At 51.8% G+C, this 22,245-nt stretch carries 19 protein-coding genes; all 19 read right to left on the bottom strand.

Features of this window, described 5'->3' with window-relative positions; genetic code table 11:
* Nucleotides 1–27: 27 nt before the first annotated feature.
* The 19 genes from KI215_RS06800 to glpK all read right to left on the bottom strand — a co-directional run bounded on the left by KI215_RS06800 (nucleotide 28) and on the right by glpK (nucleotide 22,124).
* Complete coding sequence (locus tag KI215_RS06800) at nucleotides 28–930, bottom strand: fumarylacetoacetate hydrolase family protein (RefSeq protein WP_212774786.1); 903 nt, start codon at nucleotides 928–930, stop codon at nucleotides 28–30.
* A gap of 20 nt (nucleotides 931–950) precedes the next feature.
* The gene (locus KI215_RS06795; RefSeq protein ID WP_212774785.1) at nucleotides 951–1,736 is read right to left on the bottom strand and encodes an IclR family transcriptional regulator; all 786 of its coding nucleotides are present in this window, start codon (nucleotides 1,734–1,736) and stop codon (nucleotides 951–953) included.
* Between the two features lie 5 nt (nucleotides 1,737–1,741).
* Nucleotides 1,742–2,389: a bifunctional 4-hydroxy-2-oxoglutarate aldolase/2-dehydro-3-deoxy-phosphogluconate aldolase gene (locus KI215_RS06790; protein WP_212774784.1), complete on the bottom strand. Its 648-nt coding sequence runs from the start codon at nucleotides 2,387–2,389 to the stop codon at nucleotides 1,742–1,744.
* Nucleotides 2,390–2,432: 43 nt separating this feature from the next.
* Complete coding sequence (locus KI215_RS06785) at nucleotides 2,433–3,377, bottom strand: sugar kinase (RefSeq protein WP_420830184.1); 945 nt, start codon at nucleotides 3,375–3,377, stop codon at nucleotides 2,433–2,435.
* A gap of 2 nt (nucleotides 3,378–3,379) precedes the next feature.
* Nucleotides 3,380–4,315 (bottom strand): U32 family peptidase, encoded by a 936-nt coding sequence (locus KI215_RS06780; protein WP_246512229.1) that lies wholly within the window; start codon nucleotides 4,313–4,315, stop codon nucleotides 3,380–3,382.
* 90 nt (nucleotides 4,316–4,405) lie between these two features.
* Nucleotides 4,406–6,604: a dihydroxy-acid dehydratase domain-containing protein gene (locus KI215_RS06775; RefSeq protein WP_212774781.1), complete on the bottom strand. Its 2,199-nt coding sequence runs from the start codon at nucleotides 6,602–6,604 to the stop codon at nucleotides 4,406–4,408.
* Between the two features lie 91 nt (nucleotides 6,605–6,695).
* Nucleotides 6,696–7,844 (bottom strand): galactonate dehydratase, encoded by a 1,149-nt coding sequence (gene dgoD / locus KI215_RS06770; protein ID WP_212774780.1) that lies wholly within the window; start codon nucleotides 7,842–7,844, stop codon nucleotides 6,696–6,698.
* Between the two features lie 25 nt (nucleotides 7,845–7,869).
* The gene (locus tag KI215_RS06765) at nucleotides 7,870–9,132 is read right to left on the bottom strand and encodes a nickel pincer cofactor-dependent isomerase, group 22 (RefSeq protein WP_212774779.1); all 1,263 of its coding nucleotides are present in this window, start codon (nucleotides 9,130–9,132) and stop codon (nucleotides 7,870–7,872) included.
* 30 nt (nucleotides 9,133–9,162) lie between these two features.
* Nucleotides 9,163–10,215, bottom strand: coding sequence for a TRAP transporter substrate-binding protein (locus tag KI215_RS06760; RefSeq protein WP_212774778.1), 1,053 nt, complete (start codon nucleotides 10,213–10,215; stop codon nucleotides 9,163–9,165).
* Nucleotides 10,216–10,252: 37 nt separating this feature from the next.
* Nucleotides 10,253–11,317 (bottom strand): C-terminal binding protein, encoded by a 1,065-nt coding sequence (locus KI215_RS06755; RefSeq protein ID WP_212774777.1) that lies wholly within the window; start codon nucleotides 11,315–11,317, stop codon nucleotides 10,253–10,255.
* 12 nt (nucleotides 11,318–11,329) lie between these two features.
* Nucleotides 11,330–12,613, bottom strand: a complete 1,284-nt coding sequence (locus tag KI215_RS06750; RefSeq protein WP_212774776.1) for a TRAP transporter large permease — start codon at nucleotides 12,611–12,613, stop codon at nucleotides 11,330–11,332.
* Nucleotides 12,614–12,635: 22 nt separating this feature from the next.
* Complete coding sequence (locus KI215_RS06745) at nucleotides 12,636–13,166, bottom strand: TRAP transporter small permease (RefSeq protein ID WP_212774775.1); 531 nt, start codon at nucleotides 13,164–13,166, stop codon at nucleotides 12,636–12,638.
* Between the two features lie 82 nt (nucleotides 13,167–13,248).
* Nucleotides 13,249–14,199: a TRAP transporter substrate-binding protein gene (locus tag KI215_RS06740; protein WP_246512228.1), complete on the bottom strand. Its 951-nt coding sequence runs from the start codon at nucleotides 14,197–14,199 to the stop codon at nucleotides 13,249–13,251.
* Nucleotides 14,200–14,533: 334 nt separating this feature from the next.
* Nucleotides 14,534–15,838: an MFS transporter gene (locus KI215_RS06735; protein ID WP_212774774.1), complete on the bottom strand. Its 1,305-nt coding sequence runs from the start codon at nucleotides 15,836–15,838 to the stop codon at nucleotides 14,534–14,536.
* 365 nt (nucleotides 15,839–16,203) lie between these two features.
* The gene (locus tag KI215_RS06730) at nucleotides 16,204–17,064 is read right to left on the bottom strand and encodes a fumarylacetoacetate hydrolase family protein (RefSeq protein WP_212774773.1); all 861 of its coding nucleotides are present in this window, start codon (nucleotides 17,062–17,064) and stop codon (nucleotides 16,204–16,206) included.
* A gap of 24 nt (nucleotides 17,065–17,088) precedes the next feature.
* Nucleotides 17,089–17,859 (bottom strand): SDR family NAD(P)-dependent oxidoreductase, encoded by a 771-nt coding sequence (locus tag KI215_RS06725; RefSeq protein WP_212774772.1) that lies wholly within the window; start codon nucleotides 17,857–17,859, stop codon nucleotides 17,089–17,091.
* 343 nt (nucleotides 17,860–18,202) lie between these two features.
* Nucleotides 18,203–18,757 (bottom strand): glycerol-3-phosphate responsive antiterminator, encoded by a 555-nt coding sequence (locus KI215_RS06720; protein ID WP_212774771.1) that lies wholly within the window; start codon nucleotides 18,755–18,757, stop codon nucleotides 18,203–18,205.
* Nucleotides 18,758–18,851: 94 nt separating this feature from the next.
* Nucleotides 18,852–20,510 (bottom strand): glycerol-3-phosphate dehydrogenase/oxidase, encoded by a 1,659-nt coding sequence (locus KI215_RS06715; RefSeq protein WP_212774770.1) that lies wholly within the window; start codon nucleotides 20,508–20,510, stop codon nucleotides 18,852–18,854.
* A 120-nt stretch (nucleotides 20,511–20,630) separates the two neighbouring features.
* Nucleotides 20,631–22,124, bottom strand: a complete 1,494-nt coding sequence (gene glpK / locus KI215_RS06710) for a glycerol kinase GlpK (protein WP_212774769.1) — start codon at nucleotides 22,122–22,124, stop codon at nucleotides 20,631–20,633.
* Nucleotides 22,125–22,245 lie beyond the last annotated feature (121 nt).

Below are 22,245 nucleotides of genomic sequence, written 5' to 3'. Positions count from 1 at the left end.
TTGCTCACCGGACGCTCACCCTGAGAATCACGAAACCTTTTGTGCCGTTGGAATCTGCGCCTTGACGGGATTGGTCAACGTGCCGATGCCGGGAATTTCAATTTCGATCCGATCGCCATCTAACAAGGTAAATTCATTGGGTGGGACGATGCAGGTTCCGGTCAAAAGTACCGTTCCGTCAAAAATCTGATTGTCCCGGATCAGGAAAGACACCAACTCATCAAATTTCCGCTTCAACTGGCCGGTCGTCGCCGATCCCTCGAACACTTTCTGTCCACCGCGGTAAATGCGGCAAATAATCTCGAACTGATACGGATTTTCCACCGTTTCCGCCAGACGGATCGCCGGTCCGATCGAGCAGGAATGTTTCCAAATTTTAGCCTGCGGCAAATACAGGGGGTTCTCCCCTTCGATGTCGCGCGAACTCATGTCGTTTCCCACCGTGTAACCGAGGATTCGGCCGGTTTGGTCAATCACCAAGCCCAATTCCGGCTCCGGAATCTGCCAGTTGGAATCACTGCGCAAAAAAACCGGCTGATTGGGACCCACTGTTCGAGCTGCGGTAGATTTGAAGAATATTTCCGGCCTTTCCGCTACATACACCTTGTCATAGAAAGTAATCTCATCCGTCTTGACACCGCTTGATTCATAGTTTCGGGCATCCCGGCTGCGTTCGTAGGTGACACCGCACGCCCACACTTCAGGTGCCTCGATCGGCACCAGTAAGTCCAGTTCCTGATACGATTTCTCTAGTGGTTGGGATGAAGCCATCTCATTTTGCACCAGCGCCAGCGGCACCGCCCCTTGACGGTCCGCCGTCCGTACCAGGTCCAGAAAATCGGTATACGGCAACGGATAAACTTGCTGATCTTCGGTCACAGCGGCAAGCGCGGGAATGTTTTGTTTATTAAAAAAACGGATGATGCGCATCGCAATAGCCTCCAGCCATTTTATATTGTCAAACCGAGTTTTTGTTGATGAATACCATATCCCAATTGTTGGGACACTTCATCTGCTGTCTGTTTTAACAGGACAATCATATTTTCCAACGTTTCTTCCTGAATCCCCGCAATCGGAGAAGACATGCTTATGGCAGCCACCACCTGGCCAAGGTGATCGCGAACCGGCACGGCCACACACTGTACACCCGGCTCGTTTTCCTGATTGTCGATCGCAAATCCCAACTTTCGTACTTTTTCCAGTTCCTTCAGAAAATCCTGCTCATTGGTGATGGTATTGGAAGTATGCGGCACATAATCATATCCATCTAGAATTTTCTGTATCACCTCCTGACTCTGAAACGCCACCAGCACTTTTCCGACGGCGCTGGAATGAATCGGCACCCGCCTGCCGATCCGCGAGTACATGACAATCCCGGAGGTACCCTCCACTTTATCGATATACACGCCTTCTTTTCCGTCAAGGATGACCAAGTGTACAGTCAACCCGGTTTTATGCGACAAATCAATCAGATGCCGCTTGGCGATCGTACGGATATCCAGCGAATTCAGCACAAAATTGCCCCGTTCTACCAGTTTGAGACCCAGCTTGTATTTGCCGTTTTCCGGATTCTGCTCGATGTAACCATGCGCCTTCAGCGTTTTTAGCAGCGAGTGGACCGTGCTTTTGTGCAGTCCCATGCGGTCGCTGATGTCGGTAATTTTCAGTTCGGTATTGTGTTCATCAAACAAATCGAGAATCCGGAGGGCACGGTCAACAGCTTGAATGATTGGCAACCCTCTCACCCCCTGGCCTGCTGCACAGCAGTTACGTATCGCCTTGCAATGGCCGTGATTGTTGAAAAGTCGCCCGCTTCGATTACCTTGCGATCCAATAGATTTCCGCCGATCCCGACAGCAGCAGCGCCCGCCTTAATGAAGGAGGTCAGGTTATCGAGGTGAATCCCGCCCGTCGGAATCACTGGAATGTGCGGAAACGGCGCTTTTATCTCCTTCATATATTGGGCTCCCATAACCGATGCGGGGAATAGTTTCACCAGGTCTGCCCCCCACTCCACCGCAGTAATCATTTCAGTCGGGGTCAGCACACCCGGCACTGCAATTTTTCCGTAGCGGAGAGCCGTTTGGATCACATCCCGGTGGAGACTGGGGCTTAGCAGAAATTCCGCGCCGCTGTCAATGGCAAGCCGCGCTGATTCGGCGTCCAGTACCGTCCCCGCGCCGACAATCGCATGATCTTTGAACTTTTCAGCCAGTTTGCGGATGACAGTAAATGCACCCGGGCTGTCCACCGTCACTTCCAGCGCAGTGATGCCGCCAGCCACCAGACTTTCCGCCACCTTTTCAACAGAAGCCTCCGGCAACCGCCGGATTACTGCAATGACACCACTTTCCGTCAATTTTTGTATCAGAAACATTTTTTGAATCACGGGAAGGCTCACCTCTCCAAAGAAACTGACTGCGGGAGTAATGCTAGCGTGTCACTTGATTTCCCGACTTCTGCGGTTCGATCTGCGACCAGAAAGGAAGACCTTCCACATCGCCGGCCACCGTCAGTGCATAGGCACCGGTACGGTTGCCCAAACGGACCGCTTCCCGATACGTCCACCCGCGAAGCAGTCCGGACAGAAATCCGGCGGCAAATGCATCTCCCGCGCCGATCGGATCGACAATCTGTTTGACTGGGAATCCCTCCACATACTCCGACTGTTCCGGGGTGGCAAAATAAGCACCCCGCTCGCCAAGCTTCACCACAACCACACGGGCACCGTTTGCCAGCAAGCATGCGGCGATTTTTTCCGGTGTCTGCTCACCCGTCAATATTTCGCCTTCTTCAAACCCCGGCATGACAATGTCACAGCGGCTCGCCACATCTATCAGCACTCGCCGGGCTTCTTCTTTCGACCACAACTTCAACCGGATATTCGGGTCAAACACCACCGTCAGCCCGTTTCGCCTTGCCAACTCGATCGCCCGGTCAACGGTGGCTTCACAGCTTGCGCTTAAAGCGGGCGTAATCCCGGTAATATACAAAAATTGAGCCTGCGTGATATACGACTCATCCAGATCTTCAGGCGTCATGCAACTGGCCGCGGAACCTTTCCGATAATAGTAAATCCTCGGTTCCTGCCCCAGCTGCCGTTCTTTGAAAAACACCGCCGTTGGATGCAAATCGTCAAATATCACACGAGACGTGTCGACGCCTTCCCCACGAATGAAATTGCGCACATACAACCCAAACTCATCATTGCCCAACCGGCTGATCCAGCCAACTTGATGGCCCAGCCGGGCGAGGCCGATCGCCATGTTCGACTCGGCGCCGCCAATCGTCTTTTCGAATTGGCCGGCATACCGGAGCGGTCCAACCGAAGTAGGCACCAACAGCACCATCGTTTCCCCGAGCGTCACAACGTCCAACTTCATTTTGCTTCCACGGGGACCGCCAATCCCGCCGCTCCCCTTGCCGACGTTTTCAAATGCGGCGCATAACGTTTGATCATGTCAAGACCGATACGCGCCCGCCGTACCCGCTCCCGGCTTAATGCGATCGAGGTCGCTTCCAAATGGGTTCCCGAAGGATAGAGGTTGGGCGCATTGCGCAAGCCGAACTTGATGTAAACGGGAGCTGCCACCCGGATGATTTCGGGAATCTCATAGTGGCGGATAAAGCCACCCACATCATCGGGAACCTCAACATAAATGTCGATCGGAATGTCAACCGCCTGCCGAATTGCCGCCAGGCGGGCTAGGGTAAGATCGGTCGGCACATTGTAGGTACCGGCGCCGATTTGTTCCATCAGGCGGATCGAGACCGGATTCGAATGGGCCATTTGCACCGATACTTTGACCAACAGATCGTTGGGTAACTCTCTCATTTTATTCAATTCATTAACTAACCATAAAAGCCCTTCATCCGCTACCAAAATGCTGCGTATGCCCATGCTGCAAGCCCGTTTGATATCTTCGATCGAATAGGCCAGCTGATCCATTCCTTGGACGCGCAGCCCGGCAATTTTGCCGGCGCTCGCCCACGACATCGAAGTGATGTCCCAAGTTCCCCGTGGACCCACAAACAAGCTGATTTCCAATTGTTCGTGGCGACCGATTTCCGCCATCTGCCGCAATTCCTCGTCTGTCAGCAACATGATGCCACTACCTTGTGAAATCCGGTGAATCGTCACATCGTAGTCCTTGCAGGCCTGGATGACCGCTTCCAGCGAAGCTGGCCCTTCAACGCTGGGAATTTCCACCCGGTACTGGGCACCGTCCGGAAACGTCTTGCCGGATGTGGGCAAGTCATGGCAATCTCCCTCGGGAAAGCCAAGTTTGCGAAACGTTTCTCTCGTTTGGTTCAAAACTTGATGCTCCTTTCCATTCAACAAAAACGGTGGTAACCGCCAGCCGTGCATCTTTTACACTTCAGACACTGGGCGATTCTGTTCACATTACTGTGTCACTCGGTTGTTTTTGGGCAAAATGATGTCCGTTTGATAATCCAGTTCAGCCTCTTCTGCCACTGCCAGCGGAACCACCCCGTGCGCCGCGTCAGTATGGGCATACAACCGGTTGCCTGCCGCCACCAGGCGTTGCCGCTGGCGGATACGGGCAAGCCGCTGATCGGCCAGTTCCTGTCGGGAAGCGCGTACGGAGTCGAATTCAAACCGCAGGTCCCCTCTTTGGAATGCGACTTCATCCAGGAACTGAATCTGCCGCCCCCGTAAGTCTAGATACAAAAGGTCACCCGTTTTCAGGTACAGGATACCACCGCCTTGCAGCGCTTCCGGCGTCATGTGGCCGATCGCCGCACCATACGTCACACCAGAATAGCGGCCGTCGCTGATGACTGTCACCAACCGTTTCAGCTTCCGGTTGGCATTGATATGCTGCATCGGGGTAAACATTTCCGGCATACCGAATGCGATCGGTCCCTGTCCGGATATCACAACCGCGACTTTCAGCACATTGTTTTCCACCAACCGATCAAACAGGCTGTCATAGTCCAGACCCTCCCACTCATCATAACGGTCCGGCGCATTATGTCTCAGCACCGCCAGCAAACTCTGATGGTTGAAGCAGCGTTCCCGCTTCAATTTTTCCAGCAAACCGAGGTCCAGCAGCCTACGGTTGGCATCATCCTCGTTTTCGTAGTAGAGAACGAAGGCAACCTTCTTGTCAAACTCGTCCAGCTGGGAAGTCGGCATGCCGCTGATTTTGACCACCGCACTTTCAAAAAAGTTGCCTGTGAGCACATCCACCCCACTGAAAGGACGCCGGGGCGTAGACAAGATGATCGGATTGTCAGCATGTTTCGCGGACAGACGCTCTTGGTTCGCCAGTCGTTCCCGCCATGTGGTGCCGGTAACAGTCGGGGCATCCAGATCCATCGGCACCCCGTTTTCCAAAAGTTCATGGAACAATGTTTCCATGCCGCGAATCTTTCCGTTGCAGCACTGCATGGCCAACACGAAAATGTCGCGTCCTTCCGTCAGGCTGTAATCGAACAGATCCGGCACCGGGTGCTCGTGGTGAATTCGGTTGATGTCCCACAAACTGAACTTGTAGCCACCATACAGCATCGCAGCCACCATATGCATCATCAGGTTCGTCGATCCGCCAGAAGCGCTGTGGATGCGAATCGCGTTCCGGATGTTGGCGGCCATGATGTTCGACACCCCAAACATCGGGTCGTTGATCATCGTCGCCAAACTGTCGAGCGCTTGGTTTACCGCTTCTTGGCTTGGAGGTTCCGTCAACAGTTCCAGCGCCGGATGTACAAGGCCGAAGCCCGCCACCAGATGGCGTGAACTGTTTCCCGTGCCGTTAAACGCGCAAACGCCGCCTTTGCCGTCGCAAGTCGCCACCGCCAACCGCTTTTCATAATCCTTGTGCTCCGCTTTCGTAATGATCCCGCGTTCTCTCGCCCTTTCGAGCACTCCTTGGAAAGCGGTGTTCGACGAACACTGCAAAATATATGACATTGTATCCCGCAAATCGTAAGCGATATCGGTTGCCCCCTGATCTTCCGCCCGCTTTGCCACTTCTTCCAGCTCCTCATACAGGTCAGGCGGAATCGTCTCACCTTTCAGTACGTGTGCCGGCGCGAACGTGGCAAAGAATGGGGCTTCCCCCCGCAGCCGGCGGATCCGATCCACATGCGCCAACGCGCTGACCACACCGAGGGGCTGCTTGTCGCATCCCTGAATCACAAATGCGCCGTGATAGCTGTGGGCTTCGATTTGATTGACCACCATTTGCGCCACGGCGTTGCGGCTTTGCAGGGAGTAGCTCATTCCTTGGTTGCTTTGCGCTGTTCCATCACACATGACGGGAGTGGAAAAATAAAATGGTACCCCGCCGTTCTGCCAGATGCGCACCGCCGCCCGGGCCGATGTTTGAAAATCCATGATATGGGCTGGATGATCCGCGGAGCCGCCGATTATAGCAATTCGCGGTGCATTGCTTTCGAGGCGGTCATAGATCGATTCCAGTGTCCAGTCAGGCGCCGGTCCATCATACGTCGGCCCGAGAATCTGCTTGGCTCGATCCAGTAATCCCGCTACGCAAATCGGTTCATTGGCTTTTCCCTGCACATTGTCCCGGTAAGGATTCACCGGGTTATCGATTGTCGGATACTGAACGGACATTCGTCTCCCTCCGTACAACCCAGCTGCTTAGCGGGTTGATCTTCCTGTCCCCAATCCCCACGAAGCTTCACGTCACTTTGAAAGGGAAGTGTTACCATTCCGCAACTGTTCCGTCCTCGTTCCTCCAAACCGGATTCTTCCAGTTGTGGCCTTGTTCTGCCGCTTCCCTGACCCGCTCCTCATTGATGTCGATACCAAGGCCCGGTCCCTGCGGAATCTCCACAAAACCATCCACGTATTGAAATACCGTCGGGTCCACGAGGTAATCCAGCAAGTCACTGCCCTGGTTGTAATGGATGCCAAGACTTTGTTCTTGGATGATCACATTCGGCGTGCAAGCATCCACTTGCAACGAAGCAGCCAGCGCGATCGATCCCAGTGGACAGTGCGGGGCCACCGCCACATCGAGCGTTTCGGCCATCGCCGCAATTTTCTTCACTTCGAGAATCCCGCCGGCATGCGACAGATCCGGCTGGATGATATCCACATACCCTTCCAGCAAAATCTGCTTAAACCCCCAGCGAGTATATTGCCGTTCTCCGGTTGCAATGGGAGTGGTGGTGTGACGGGCAATTTCCCGGAGCGCCTCGTTGTTTTCCGGGAGAACCGGCTCTTCCAAAAACATCGGACGATAAGGCTCCAGCTCTTTTGCCAAGATTTTTGCCATCGCCTTGTGCACCCGGCCGTGAAAATCGATGCCGATGCCAATGTCCTTGCCAACCGCTTCCCGGATGGCCGCAATCCGACTGACCACCGCTTCCACCTTGGAAATAGAATCGATATAATTCATCTCCTCTGTCGCATTCATCTTGACAGCGGTAAATCCCGCCTCCACTTTTTCTTTCGCAGCCGCTCCCACGTCCTGCGGCCGATCGCCGCCGATCCAAGAGTAGACACGGATTTTGTCGCGAGCAGCACCGCCCAGCATTTGGTAGACCGGAAGGTGGTAATATTTGCCCTTGATATCCCACAACGCCTGCTCAATACCGGACAAAGCGCTGGTCAGGATCGGACCACCCCGATAAAATCCTCCACGATACAACACCTGCCAGTGATCTTCAATCCGAAGCGGATCCTTTCCTATTAAATAATCACTCAATTCCTTGACACAGGCGGCCACTGTGTCGGCCCGCCCTTCCACGATCGGTTCCCCCCAGCCCGCAATGCCGGCGTCCGTTTCCACCTTCAGAAACAACCAGCGGGGAGGAACTTTATAGAGTCTGAAGCCGGTGATTTTCATATCATCCAATCTCCTCTGGCAAAAGTCATTCCGGCCAAACGGAGAAATCGACAGATGCCGGTTCCGTCAAAATCTCGACATCCTTCCGTTGCCGTGCTTCCTCCAGCAGGCTTTCCGAGATCCAGATTTCCTTCAATTCCAGCGTGTTGCGGATCCAGACCAAGCGCACCTTTGTCAGATCAAACGCATTACACGTTTTAACCGCCGCTTTCACCGCCAGTTCCTCCGTTTCCAAAAACATCGGCAGTTTTACGGTATTAACCACTGTGCTCGTCAATGCGTTGGCATACCCCTTTTCCCATTGGATCGCTTCAAACGCTTTGCGGGTTGTGATATCGGCCAAACCGATCCCGTTGGCGTTGCCGTGCGTTTTAACTGTCAATCCGATCACAACGATCCGGGTGACATCGGGTCCGCCGCTGGCATATGGGGTCGCATAGCGACCGGTGATATTGGGATCCATCCCGTCGCCGGAAATGTCCTTTCCAATTTCATTCACCACCAAGACGTCAATCGGATCAAACAAGATACGGGGCATCAGCGCCTTTGCTTCGATCAGTAGCTGCGGTTCCACCTCTTCAATCTTTTCCGCTGGAACTGCCACGATTTTTGCCGGTCGGTCATAGGCGTTTTCAATCGTGCCCAACCCAAAGATAATCGGCACTTTGCTCATGGTGATTTTCGCCATGGCCAGCACGTGTTCCGCCATGTATTTGAAGCTGTAGGCATGGGCAGCTTCTGCCCCTTTTTGCTTGCCGAGCCCGATCGTGATCATTTTCATCAATCCGCTTTCCACCGGCCCTCTGAAAGCAGTGTGCGGTTTAATGCGGTTGATGACGATCACCTTATCTGCCCCGTACGCATGCTTGTCGATGTAGACGGGAAGGCCATTGGCCAGCCTTCCCACCTCCACCACTTCCATACTTGAGAGGATCGGAGCCCCAACCGTCGCTTCGGTGACCCCCAATTGCTTCAAAACATCGATTTGTCCTTCAGCGGTTGCGCCGCCATGGCTTCCCATCGCTGGCACAATAAACGGTTGTCCGCCGGCTGATTTGACCGCATTCACCACTTCCCTCGTCAAAATCGGGATATCCGCCACCCCGCGGCTTCCCACCGCGATGGCGACCCGGTCGCCATGGGAAATCCGGGACAGGACGCCCGCCTCACGGATGGTTTCATGGACGGCAGCCGCCACGTCGGGCACTTCCGGTGCATCAAACTTCTGACGGACTTTCACCAGTCGGGGGAGAGAAACATCTTGGAGTAATTCCTCAATGATTTTCATCGTCATCTCCTCCTCATCAGGCGATGAGGATTACTTTTGACCGCGCACTTTGTTCACTTCGTCATACATTTGCTTGACCAGATCCTCACCAAACTCCTTCGAATACTTGTCGATAACCGGCTTGATGATCTCCTGTGCTTTTTTCTTTTCTTCCGGACTGAACTCGTTCACCTGCATCCCTTTTCGCTTCAGGTTTTCAAGCGATTTCTTGTTTTGTTGGCGGTTCAGCTCACGTTCGTACTTGCCCGCTTCGATGGCCGCATCCGTCAGAATTTTCTTTTCTTCATCCGACAGTTGATCCCAGAATTTTTTGCTGACCAAGAACACGAACGGTGTATACACATGGTTGGTCAGGCTCAGATATTTTTGGACTTCGTTAAATTTGTTTGATTCGATTGTCGCCAGCGGATTTTCTTGTCCATCGACCGTTTTGCTCTCAAGCGCGCTGAACACTTCGGAAAACGCCATCGGTGTCGGGTTTACACCCAGCGCCTTAAACGCGTTGATATGAACCTCATTTTGCATCGTCCGGATTTTCAATCCTCTGAAATCCGCCACGGTTGCAACCGGATGCTTGCTGTTGGTCAGATTGCGGAACCCGTTCTCCCAGTAGGCGAGACCGATCAGACCGTGCTGCGGAAGCTTTTGCAATAGTTTTTGCCCAAGCGGACCGTCCAGCACCGCGTCTGCTTCCTTCGGATCATTGAACACAAACGGGAAGTCGAAAATCCCGAATTCCTTGACGGTGCCAACCAGCGGCGAGGTGGAAGGAATGGTGATTTCCTGCAGACCCCCTTTCAGCGCTTCCGTCATTTTCAGGTCATCCCCCAACTGCGCGCTGAAATAGGTTTGCACTTTCCATTTGCCACCGGTTTTCCGCTCGACGATTTCCTTGAATTTTTTGAGCCCTTGCCCTTGCGGGTGATCCTCGTTCAATCCGATCCCAGCCTTGATCATGCGCACCTGGATCCCTTTGGCGGGTGACGCCGGTTGCGCGGTTCCTATCAGGCCGCAGCCTGCTACCATGAACAGAAGGCCGGGGATGAGTAGACTTACCGCCAGATTTTTGACCCATTTTTTCATGATGAAACTCCTTTCCATATGATCACTTATCGCCGGTTCACACCGGTTTGATCGCTTTTTCACCGGCTAACAGAAGAAATTGCTCAGGCGTATATCTCTTACTACCCGAGTTCTCTTGCAGGTTCACCTTTTCTTTCACCTGCCAATTGACCAAGTACTTCGGGTATTCCCCATGCAACAGCACATCAACCACACCAAGAGCGGCTTTCGTCCGCATTTCGGCCGCCGCCTCTTCCGAATACCATGCGACATGCGGCGTCAGCACCACATTTTCCATCTGAAGCAGCGGATGATCGGGGCAAATGGGCTCCATCTCCACCACATCGAGACCCGCGCCGGCGATTTTGCCTTCCCGCAATGCTTCCACAAGAGCCTCCTCATCGATCACCGGTCCGCGGGATGCGTTGATTACAAACGCACCCTTTTTCATCAGCGCAAACTGCTTTTTACCAAGCATCCCTCTGGTCAACTGTGTCAATGGAGCATGCACCGAGATGATGTCCGCCTGCCGACACAAATCATCCAGCGCAACCAGCGACACACCTTTTTCCTTTGCAACCGTTTCCGGAACATATGGATCGTATGCGATCACTCGAAGCCCCAACGGTTTTACTTTTTCCGCCAGTACCTGCGGGATTTTTCCGAACCCGACCATCCCGAGCGTCCGTCCACGCAAGCGGTAAATCGGCTGTGTCACTTTGAAATCCCATTTTCCGTTTTTTACATAATGGTTGGCCAGGCTCACCTTCCGTGTCACATCAAGCAGCAACGCCAAGGCATGGTCGGCTACCTCGTCCATGCAGTAATCCGGCACGTTGGCAACGCAAATTCCCTTTTCGGTTGCAGCGTTCAGATCAATGGTGTCGACACCGACTCCATACCGGGTAATCACCTTGCACTTTTCAAGCGACTCGACCACCTTGCGGCTGATCGGCGCATACTGGTTGATGATTGCATCAGCGTCCCGGCAAGCGTCGATTACCTCTGCTTCCGTCCGACACTGGGAAGGCACCAGCTCGATATCCTCATGCCGAAAAACGCGCTCTTCATACCGAAGATCCGTATACTCCCAGTCAGTCACAACCACCTTCCATTTATGCAACGTTCACTCCCCCTATTTGTCATAGAACCAATGCAACGGAACCAATGTGAGATCCGGGAAAAGAGTGAGTATCAACAGAACAAGACATTCCACCAACAAAAACGGCCAGACTCCTTTCATGATGTCGTCCATCGCGATTCGCGCTATGCCGCAAGCGACATTCAGTACCGTGCCGACGGGTGGCGTCAGCAATCCGATACAGTTGTTCAGGATAAAAATCACGCCAAAATAGATCGGATCGATTCCTGCTTTCTGGATGATCGGCATGAGCACCGGGGTCAGGATCAGGACAGTTGGCGTCAGGTCGACGGCGGTACCGACAATCAAAACGATGATGTTAATCGCAATCATCAGCAGGATCGGATGGTCGATCAACGGCCCCAATAAGGTCGTGACTTCATTCGGAATATTCGCTACAGTGGTCAACCAAGCGGACACCATCGCTGCGGCTGCCAGAAACATGACGACACTGGTGGTTTTTCCGGCCTGCAATAACACCCGGTACAAATCCTTGATTTTCAATTCGCGATAAATCAGTATCCCGACAAAAAACGCATAGAAAGCGGCGACAACGGCTGCTTCTGTCGGGGTGAACACGCCCCCGCGCAAACCGGCGATAATCAAGATCGGTAAAATCAATGCCCAAAACGCTTTACGTGTGGCAATCCATATCTCTTTCACCGATTTGCGTGGTTGCACCTGAAGGTCATCTTTTCTCACGACCCACCACCAAGTAGTAACCAACGCCAGGCCGATCAACAGCCCGGGTACAATTCCAGCCATAAACAACTTGGTAATGGAGACGTTAGCCGCCACCCCGAACAAAATCATCGGAATGCTTGGCGGAATAATCGGAGCAATAATTCCTCCTGCAGCAAGTAAACCTGCAGATCTGTTCGTGGCATAACCCGCATCTCTCATCATCGGAATCAAGAGTGCGCCCAGCGCAGCGGTATCGGCAACAGCAGAACCGGAAAGACCGGCAAAAATCACACTGCCAATAATGGCCACATATCCAAGTCCACCCTTGATATGGCCGACCAGTGCCATAGCGAAATTAACGATCCGTTTCGAAATTCCCCCTGCATTCATGAATTCCCCGGCAAGAATGAAAAACGGAATAGCCATCAGCGGAAAGTTGTCCGCTCCGTTTATCAGGTTTTGCGCAATGATTTGACTGTCGAAGTTTCCCATCACAATCATGAGACAGACGCCACAAAATAAAAGCGCGATTGCAATGGGTACCCCAAGCGCCATGGCCCCCAGCAGCGACAATACAAAAGTTGTCAATACCATGCTCTTCCCCCCAATGTGTCCGCTACCGGCCCGTTGATTCCAGCAATTCGTCTTCCGACTCGCGTGTCATAATCAAATCTGCATCTGTCGTTTTATTGAATATCACACGATACAAATTGATGAGGATGATGACACCCATACAAACGCCTACAACGACCCCGATTCCATAAATAAACGCGAGGGGCAATCCAGTAGCCGGGGCCTTGCTGTCGATATTCAATTCAGTCATTTTCAAGCTACCATCGAGCACGAGGTACATGACCCACAACATAATCAAATTACTGAGGATATACGCCAGCTTTTTCAGACTTCGCGGCAGTCTTTTGATCAGTGTGTCGACTCCCAAATGCTCGTTATCTTTCAAAGCAGCGATACCGCCCAAAAATGTCAACCAGATAAACAGGAAGCGCGCCATCTCTTCTGACCAGGTAATGCCGGAGTTGAAACCGTAGCGCAACACAACGTTTGTGAAAACCAGAATCGACATTGTCCCCAGACAAAAGACAATCACGAAATTTAAAAATTTTGTTATTAATTTGGAAATTGCTCGCATCAAATGTTCCTCCTGTTACTTTGCTCCGGACTTGATCTTCTCGACTAGTTCTTTCAAAGAGGGATTTCTCTTGTAAAACTCCTCATAAATCGGTTGCGCTGCATGAGACATCTGTTTCTTGAATTGATCGTCCGGACTGGTAAACTGTAATCCTTTGTCTTGTAGCCATTTCTTGTTGGCCGCTTCCGCTCTGCTCAAGCAGTTCCCACTCATAGTCGGCTGCTGCTTTTGCCGCTTCTTCCACCGCTTTTTGCTGCTCGCGCGTCAGTTTATTCCAAAAATTACTGTTGATGATATACACATTCGGGCTGAACATGTGACGGGATTCGAGGACGTACTTTTGCACTTCATACCATCCCGAGGCGCGCAGGGTTGCAATCGGATTTTCCTGTCCCTCCACCACTTTTTGTTCCAGAGCGGTGAAGACTTCCGAGATCGGCAGCGGCGTTATATTCGCTCCCCACGATTTGCCGAGGGCGATATAGTTGGGAATGTTCGGCATCCGAAGACGGAATCCATGAAAATCCTCCATTTTGACAATTGGCCTGTTACTGGACACCATCCGGAACCCATTGGCGCTCCAAGCCAGAACCTTTACGCCGTGTTTCGCTTCTACGTCTGCCGCAATTTCTTTACCCAAAGGACCGGTCAACACGCTCTTGGCATGTTTCCAGTCTTTAAACAGAAAGGGGAGTTCCGGAATGGCCATCTTCGGAATGTCAGCCTGCATGATCATGCCGGGAATTCCCATTTCGATCATGCCGTTTCGCACGCCGTCGTAGAATTCCTTTTCAGCTCCCAGCTTGCTGTTTTCATAGATCTCGACCTTTAGAGTGCCGTTCGAGTTTTTCTCGACCATCGGCTTAAACTTTTCCCGGAGAGCGATGTTTTGCGGATGGTTTTCGGCAAAATAGTTGGCCACCTTGATCGTGTACGCTTTGGCTTCCGAAGAGGATATTTTGCTGCCGCATCCTGCAGCAAAAACGGATGTTGCCAATACAAGGCTAGAAAGTATGGCAATCCCCTTTTTCATCATTGTAACCCCCATTGACAGATTGCCGAGTTTGCTATTTTTTTGAAAACGGATTCATTCGGAATTGGAATCCCCTTCTTTCGTCACCTCCATCTCCGCGAAGATGAACCCAGATTGAGTTTTATATTGTAAAACCCAGTTTTCATTTGGGCCATTCAAAAAAACCGGAAATAACCGGCGGTTTGATAATGTAAAATTCAATTTTATCTTTATAGTATATCTTTTTTCAAAAATTCATATTACAAAACCGCGTTCATATTGTCAACAAAAGTTCACAATATCTAGAGGGGATTCAATACGCCGTTAACCTCGGTTCGAAATCCTGCGAGCGATTTTATGCTTTCGCAGTGGAAGACAAACGGTTTACATGCGGACCGGTGGGATTGATCGGCTCTATCTTGCCCAGCCAGAATGCATACGTCAAAGCTCCGATTAGTGTGGCTGCGCCTGATACCAACAGTGCTGGAATAAACGAATGAGTGGTGGAAATGAGGAATCCTGTGACGATCGGACCAAGAATGCCCCCCATATTGGAGACGCAGTTTTGTATCCCCCCCACCACTGATGTCATGTTGCGCGGTGCCACATCCCCTGGCAGCGACCAGATCGCGCACGCCGCAAAAGTCAGACCCGCATAGGAAACCGACAGTAAAACGACCGACCAGACAGCGGAATCCACCAAACCCGCAAACGCAATCGAGGTTGCCAGTAGCATACCACCGACCAGGTTGATCTTCCGGGCCAGTGTCAACGAAAGTCCTTTCATATACAAATAGTCTGAGAACCAACCGGCAAACAATTCCGCCACCAAGCCTGCCAAGGGGGGAATCATCGAGACATAGCCCATTTTCATCAGCTGCATGCCGCGCTCTTCCACCAGATAAGTGGGGAACCAAGTTATGAAAAAGTAGATGGCGTAATTCAGCATGAAAAATCCGACGCACATGGCTTGGATGTTGCGGTATTTCAGCAGCTCGTACCACTTCATGGGCTGTACATTGTCAATGCCTTCTTTTTTCGTCTGTCCTTCACGAATGTAATTCAATTCTTCCTGATTGACGTATTTGTGTTTCTCAGGATCGCGGTAATATGCCCACCATATAACCACCCAAACCAAACCGATTAATCCGGCAACGATAAACGGCGTCTCCCAGCCAAAAGCGGTTAGCATCCACACCACCAGCGGCATCGCCAGTGCCGTCCCCACTTTGGAACCGCTGTCAAAAATAGCGGAAACCCGAGCCCGTTCCTTGTCGGGAAACCATTTGGCCGTAACCCCAGCATTGCTCGGATAAGCTCCCGATTCTCCAATCCCCAATAAAACACGGACGAAAACAAGCGATGTAACGCCCCGGCACACTACCGTCAAAGCAGTGGCGATCGACCACCAGGTAACTGCCAGTCCAAGTGAAAGTCGTTGCCCCACCCGATCTGCAAACCAACCGGCCGGTATCTGAAAAAGCATATACGTCCAGAAAAAGGCGGACATCACGACACCCATCTCTATAGGGGAAATGTGAAATTCCTTCATCAGAGTTGGCGCCGCAGCAGAGAGGATGGTCCGGTCCAAGTAGTTGATTGCAATGGCAGCCCACATTAACAGCGCTATGATCCATCTGACTCTTGTTCTTTGGTTCATCGTATCATTTCCCTTCCAAACGCATGAGTTAGATTTTGAGTTGTTATCGTTTCAGCTAGATGCGAATATTTGAAACCGGATTCATTTGAATCTGGATGTCCCACTCTCTCGTCACTTCTACCTTCCGCGAAGATCAACTCCTATCGAGTTTTACACTGTAAAACCCAGTTTTCATTTGGCGCTTTCAAAAAAACCGGGAATCACCGGTGGTTTGATAATGTAAAATTCAATTTTATCTTTATAGTTTATCTCTTTTCAAAATTCATATTACTAAACCGTGTTCATGTTGTCAATAAAAGTTCACAATCTCTCGAGGAGGATCAATCCGCCGGTAGCCGACCGATTTCATCCCGGCTTACATCCTTTTATACCTCTTGTTTCATCCTGTTCGTAAGACGTCCCAATTGATCGATTTCAACTGTTAACTCATCCCCGTCTTTCAGCCAGACCTGTCGTTCTTTTGGATAGCCGAAAATTACGCCTTCCGGCGTACCCGTCAGAATGATATCACCTGGTTGGAGCGTCATGTATTGGGAAATATAGCTGACCAATTCATCGCAATGGAATATCATATCGGCCGTATTGGAATCTTGCCGGATTTCCCCGTTCACGTAGGTGCGAATTCCCAAAGCGTTAGGATTCTCGACTTCATCGGCTGTCACCAGATAAGGTCCGACCGGACAAAATCCGTCACAGCATTTCCCCAATAACCATTGGTTTGTACGGAACTGTAAATCGCGAGCTGACAAATCGTTTGCGGCACAGTATCCAAACACATACGTAAGCGCCTCTTCCTTTGTTACCCGTTTTGCTGTTTTGCCGATGACGATGCCCAATTCTGCCTCATAGTCCACCTGTTGTGCATGAAACGGTAACAGGATGACATCCTGGTGGGCGGCAATCGTATTATGAAACTTGTTAAACAAGATGGGGTATTCAGGGATCGGCATATTCGACTCTTCCGCATGTTTGCGGTAGTTGAGACCGACACAGATGATTTTTCCCAGATTCGGTAGACAAGGCCCGAATTGCAATTCTTCTTCTTTCAGAAACTGGTGATCGCTTTCTTTTTCCAGCGCCTGCTTGACATAGGTTGCGAGATCAACTAACGCTTCCGAACCGCCATTCAGCACCTGTTCGATCGTGACAGGGATCTGTAAAACCCCTTTTTCTGTGAGAACTCCTGATTGCAAACCGTCTTCTGTCCGAAATGTCAACAGTTTCAATGGAAAAACCTCCCCTGAATTGGTTTACGCCATTTTTCCAAACGTGACGCCGCCGTCGACATAAAGCGGTGAGCCCATCATAAACTTCGATTCATCGGATGCGAGGAACAAAGCTGCTTTCGCAGCATCTTCAGGTCGTCCCAAGTCTCCGCTTAACTGTCTTTGGCGAATGGTATGTAACGCTTCTTCCGGATTGTCGTATGACGTACGCAGGTAATTTTCCACAAACGGAGTTAGAATCGTACCCGGAAGTAACGCGTTTACCCGGATATTGTACGGGGCATAGTCAACCTGCATCGACTTGGTCAGCGCCAGCACCGCTCCTTTCGTGGCGGAATAGACTGCCCTACGCATCAGTCCGATTTCCGCGATGCAGGAAGACATGTTGATGATCGCGCCTTGCTTGCGTTCCATCATATGAGGAATCACATACTTACTTGGCAAAAATACGCCTTTGATGTTGACGTTCACGACCCGATCCCACTGTTCTTCGCTCGTCTCATGCAGTGCCCCGACCCCGGAAATCCCCGCATTGTTAAACAGGACATCAATCTGCCCATATTGAGCCAGCACCTGTTGCACCATGTCTTCCACTTCAGACGCCCGCGTCACATCTGCCCGGACAAAAATCGCCTCTCCACCCTGCCGGCGAATTGCTGCCACTGTCTCAGCGCCATGCTCAGCAACATCATTGACAATCACCTTGGCGCCTTCCCGTGTAAACAACAACGCCGTGCTTTTCCCAATTCCGGAGCCCGCCCCGGTAATCAGAGCCACTTTGTTTTGCAGTCTCAAATCAGTTCACCTCTTCTATGACTTGACTCAGACAAATCTCACATCACGTCCTTAAATGAGACAGAAATCGCTATTTACCCACTGGATCCGGACACATCCTGTTGATTTGCCACCTGGCACACATGAGACAATCCCTTGCCTCAATCGTATGCCCATTGAACTCAGGAAAGTCGCATTGTCAGATCTGCTGTTATATTCTGATGCAATCCACCGCTCCTGTTGGTCGATTCCGCTTTTTTCCTTTGATGGTATCTTTTTATTTCGACATAAAAAGACTGCTGCCCTGCTACCTGGTCAGCAGTCTCACACCCCCGTTTTGACGGGACGCTTTTCGTTTTCGATTTTATGAGCGCAGTTTCCAGAGAGAACGATTGGAGGTAGTCACAGCGACGGCACCCGCGTAGAGGGCTTGTTCTACTTCTTCGGGTGTACGGATCAAACCACCCGCCAACACCGGAATCCCGGTTCGTTCATGAACTTCCCGGATCATGTGTGGGATAATTCCGGGTAGCACTTCGATATAATCCGGACGAGACGTCTCCAACAGACGGTAACTGGTTTCCAACGCATGGGTATCCAGCAGGAAAATCCGCTGGATGCCGATCAGTTTCTTTTTCTTCGCCACGTGCACTACCTGAGTTCGGGTCGAAATCAACCCTGCGGGCTTAATTTGCTGACACAGAAATTCAGCGGCATGTTCATCGTTTCTGAGTCCTTGGATCAGATCGACATGGAGCAATACTTTTTTGCTGTGGCGGTTGGCCAATTGGATCAACGCTTTCAATTGTGCAACATGACAGTCCAGCAGGATGATGTATTGATACGTACTGTCCATTAGTGCTTCAAAATCCTTGATGCTTTTGGCAGCAGGCAGGATTTTCTGTTGATGAAAATGCATGGTCCTCCTCCCATCGCTTCCAAATGGGGCAGGTGTGTTTACAAATAGTCGCATTCGCTCGTTTTGATAAATGGCCAATATTCCTGCGAAGCATTCACACCACTTCCGTCGCCTCGGTCAATCGTTGCTCCAGATCTCGACGATGTTGTTCTGTTGTTTCTTCATCCCATCCCAACAGATGTGCCATCGCCGTCGTCACCGGTTCTTTCCACCTGCGAACCCAGTCGATATCGAAGAACATCGCACTGGTGCGACGGATGAAGAAATCACTCGGGGTAGCGGTCATTTCATGTTCCACACCGTATACCAGGGCAGCGAACACCTCCGGCGGGAGTCCGAATGAAGCAGCTTCCTCGCTTCGATGTTCCACAATATTATACACCAGACCCACATTGGAACCGTATCGGCGAACCAATTTCTCCGCCTCTTCCCTGGCAAGCCCCAACTTCATGCCCACACGCGTTTGTTCCTTTAGAAATACGGGATAATGGGCAGACCCTCCGAATTTGCCACCGGACAAGGGGAGATCAGCCGTCCGGCACGGACCGAAATCCCGTTTGGTTTCCGCAGCCAGTTCAGAAGCGACAAGGTCAACCACTTTTTGCGCCATTTTCCGATATCCCGTCAGCTTCCCGCCAGCGATGGTGATGAGCCCGGAATCCGAACGGAACAACTCATCCTTGCGAGAAATCTCCGACGGCGCCTTTCCTTCCTCGTGGATCAACGGTCGGATCCCCGCCCAGCCGGACTCGATATCGTTGGGAGTCAACCCTAGACTGGGGAACATCCTATTGACCGCCCGCAACAGATAATCCCGATCCTCCACTGTAATGCGCGGATGCTTCAGATCCTCATGATAGTCAGTATCCGTCGTACCGATGTACGTTTTCCCGTCCCGGGGGATGGCAAATACCATCCGTCCGTCCGACGTATCGAAGTAGACGGCATGGCGTAACGGAAAACGAGACTGATCCACCACGATGTGTACGCCTTTAGTCCAGTGCAGCGTTTTCCCCTGTTTGGAACCGTCCTTTTCACGCAAAAAATCTACCCAGGGACCTGCCGCATTGACGATTTTTTTGGCGGTGATCTCTACCTCGCGGCGATGGAGCAGATCCATCGCTTTGACACCGACCAACTTTCCGTCCCGATACAGGAAATCGGTCGCCTTGACATAGTTGACCGCCAAAGCCCCCTGCGCCACTGCTTCCTTCAACACCTCCAGCGTCAAACGAGCATCGTCGGTGCGGTATTCGACATAAATACAGGATCCTTTCAATCCCGCCTTGCGCAGAAGGGGTTCCTTGGCCAACGTCTCCTCTGCGTTCAACATTTTTCGTCGCTCACTTTTTTTCACGCCGGCCAGCCAGTCGTAGAGGTAGACACCGAAGGAAGCGGCCCATTTGCCGTAAGTACCTCCCCGGACGATCGGGAGCAACATCCACTCCGGCGTGGTCACATGCGGGGCGTTTTCGTAAACAATGGTACGTTCCCGTCCCACTTCGGCAACCAATCCGAATTCCAATTGTTTGAGATAGCGCAAACCACCATGTACCAATTTGGTGGACCGACTGGACGTACCAGCGGCAAAATCCTGCATCTCGATCAGCGCTGTTTTGATGCCGCGGGTTTGCGCATCCAACGCAATTCCCGCTCCGGTAATGCCTCCGCCGATCACCAACAAGTCCCATTCCTGCTCCGATAACGTCTGTACATCACGGGAACGTTCCCGTGCAGAAAACGATTGACCCATACCAACCCCACCTTTTTTCTATTGTATGACAAAAAAAGCCACAATCCCTTATGCCCTCACATAAGGTCTTGTGGCTGTCTCCCGTCTCCACCGTGTATTAACTTGTCACAAGCGGCGGGTTTACTTAAACGCTCTCGCTGCTTCCACCGCCTTCAACCATTCATTATACAACATTTCCCGCGTGTTGTGATCCATTTCAGGCTCAAAATTGCGGTCAACCTGCCAGTTCTTTGCGATCTCTTCTTTGTCCGACCAGAAACCGACGGCCAATCCTGCCAAGTAGGCGGCACCGAGCGCGGTGGTTTCCAGCACCACCGGACGTTCGACCGAAACCCCGAGGATGTCGCTTTGAAATTGCATCAGGAAATTGTTAGCAGTGGCACCGCCGTCGACGCGCAACTTTTTCAGACGAATGCCCGCATCGGCCTCCATCGCCCCCAACACGTCCCGTGTCTGATAAGCGAGGGATTCCAACGTGGCCCTCACGAGGTGTTCCTTATTCGTTCCGCGCGTCAAGCCAAACACCGCTCCACGGACATTGCTGTCCCAGTAGGGTGTACCCAATCCCACAAATGCCGGCACGACGTAAACCCCGTCGGTGGAACTCACTTTTTGCGCCAACTCTTCACTTTCCGCCGCCGTTTTGATGAGACGCAGCCCGTCCCGTAACCATTGGATGGCCGAACCGGCGACAAAAATGCTGCCTTCCAGTGCATACTCCACCTTGCCGTCCAGTCCCCAAGCCAGTGTGGTCAGAAGTCCGTGTCCCGAACGGACCGCTTTTTCCCCCGTGTTCATCAACATAAAGCAACCGGTGCCATATGTGTTTTTGGCCATGCCCGGTTCAAAACAAGCCTGACCGAACAACGCTGCCTGTTGGTCGCCCGCGATTCCGGAAATGGGTACTTCTTCCCCGAAAAAGAGCGTGGGATCAGTAGTGGTGTACACCTCGGACGATGAGCGCACTTCCGGCAACATGGAGCGGGGAACGGTCAACATCTTCAGCAGTTCATCGTCCCAACGCAAATCGAAAATGTTGTACATCAGCGTCCGGGACGCATTGGAATAGTCAGTGACATGGGCCCGGCCGCCGGAGAGCTTCCACACCAGCCAGGTATCGATGGTGCCGAACAACAGATCTCCTCGTTCCGCTTTTTCCCGCGCCCCCTCAACATGATCCAGAATCCATTTCACCTTGGTACCGGAAAAATAAGCGTCGATCAGCAAACCGGTTTTGTCACGAACCGTTTCTTCGTAACCATCGGCTTTCAACCGTTCACATATATCGGCCGTCTGCCGGGATTGCCACACGATCGCATGATACACTGGTTCACCCGTATGTCTGTCCCAGACCACGGTGGTCTCTCGCTGGTTGGTAATCCCGATCGCCGCAATTTCTTGGGCCGCTACCGGATAACGGGCCAACACCTCATGGATGACGCTTAGCACGGAGCCCCAAATTTCCAATGCATCGTGTTCGACCCAACCTTGTTGAGGGAAAATCTGGGTAAACTCCTTTTGCGCCACGCCCACCACTTTTCCCTCGCGATCAAAGATGATCGCCCGAGAACTGGTGGTTCCCTGGTCAATGGCCAACACGTATTTCTTTTCCATCCTCTAACCCCTCCCGGTTTACTCCTTCAATCGAGGCGGCTGACAATGTCCTGACAAGATCGTATGTCTCCCGCCTCCGCACTGTGTTCATCTTTATCCGAGTGTACTGTTTTCTCTCTTG

Source organism: Polycladomyces abyssicola (genome assembly GCF_018326425.1).
GTDB lineage: Bacteria > Bacillota > Bacilli > Thermoactinomycetales > JIR-001 > Polycladomyces > Polycladomyces abyssicola.
Note: the sequence above shows the minus strand (reverse complement) of the source record. Positions and strands in the feature narration are given on the sequence as shown.

Coding starts and splice junctions, on each gene's coding strand:
- KI215_RS06800 (WP_212774786.1), bottom strand. CDS start 930: ATGCGCATCATCCGTTTTTTTAATAAACAAAACATTCCCGCGCTTGCC.
- KI215_RS06775 (WP_212774781.1), bottom strand. CDS start 6,604: ATGTCCGTTCAGTATCCGACAATCGATAACCCGGTGAATCCTTACCGG.
- dgoD (WP_212774780.1), bottom strand. CDS start 7,844: ATGAAAATCACCGGCTTCAGACTCTATAAAGTTCCTCCCCGCTGGTTG.
- KI215_RS06765 (WP_212774779.1), bottom strand. CDS start 9,132: ATGAAAATCATTGAGGAATTACTCCAAGATGTTTCTCTCCCCCGACTG.
- KI215_RS06760 (WP_212774778.1), bottom strand. CDS start 10,215: ATGAAAAAATGGGTCAAAAATCTGGCGGTAAGTCTACTCATCCCCGGC.
- KI215_RS06750 (WP_212774776.1), bottom strand. CDS start 12,613: ATGGTATTGACAACTTTTGTATTGTCGCTGCTGGGGGCCATGGCGCTT.
- KI215_RS06745 (WP_212774775.1), bottom strand. CDS start 13,166: ATGCGAGCAATTTCCAAATTAATAACAAAATTTTTAAATTTCGTGATT.
- KI215_RS06740 (WP_246512228.1), bottom strand. CDS start 14,199: ATGAAAAAGGGGATTGCCATACTTTCTAGCCTTGTATTGGCAACATCC.
- KI215_RS06735 (WP_212774774.1), bottom strand. CDS start 15,838: ATGAACCAAAGAACAAGAGTCAGATGGATCATAGCGCTGTTAATGTGG.
- KI215_RS06720 (WP_212774771.1), bottom strand. CDS start 18,757: ATGCATTTTCATCAACAGAAAATCCTGCCTGCTGCCAAAAGCATCAAG.
- KI215_RS06715 (WP_212774770.1), bottom strand. CDS start 20,510: ATGGGTCAATCGTTTTCTGCACGGGAACGTTCCCGTGATGTACAGACG.
- glpK (WP_212774769.1), bottom strand. CDS start 22,124: ATGGAAAAGAAATACGTGTTGGCCATTGACCAGGGAACCACCAGTTCT.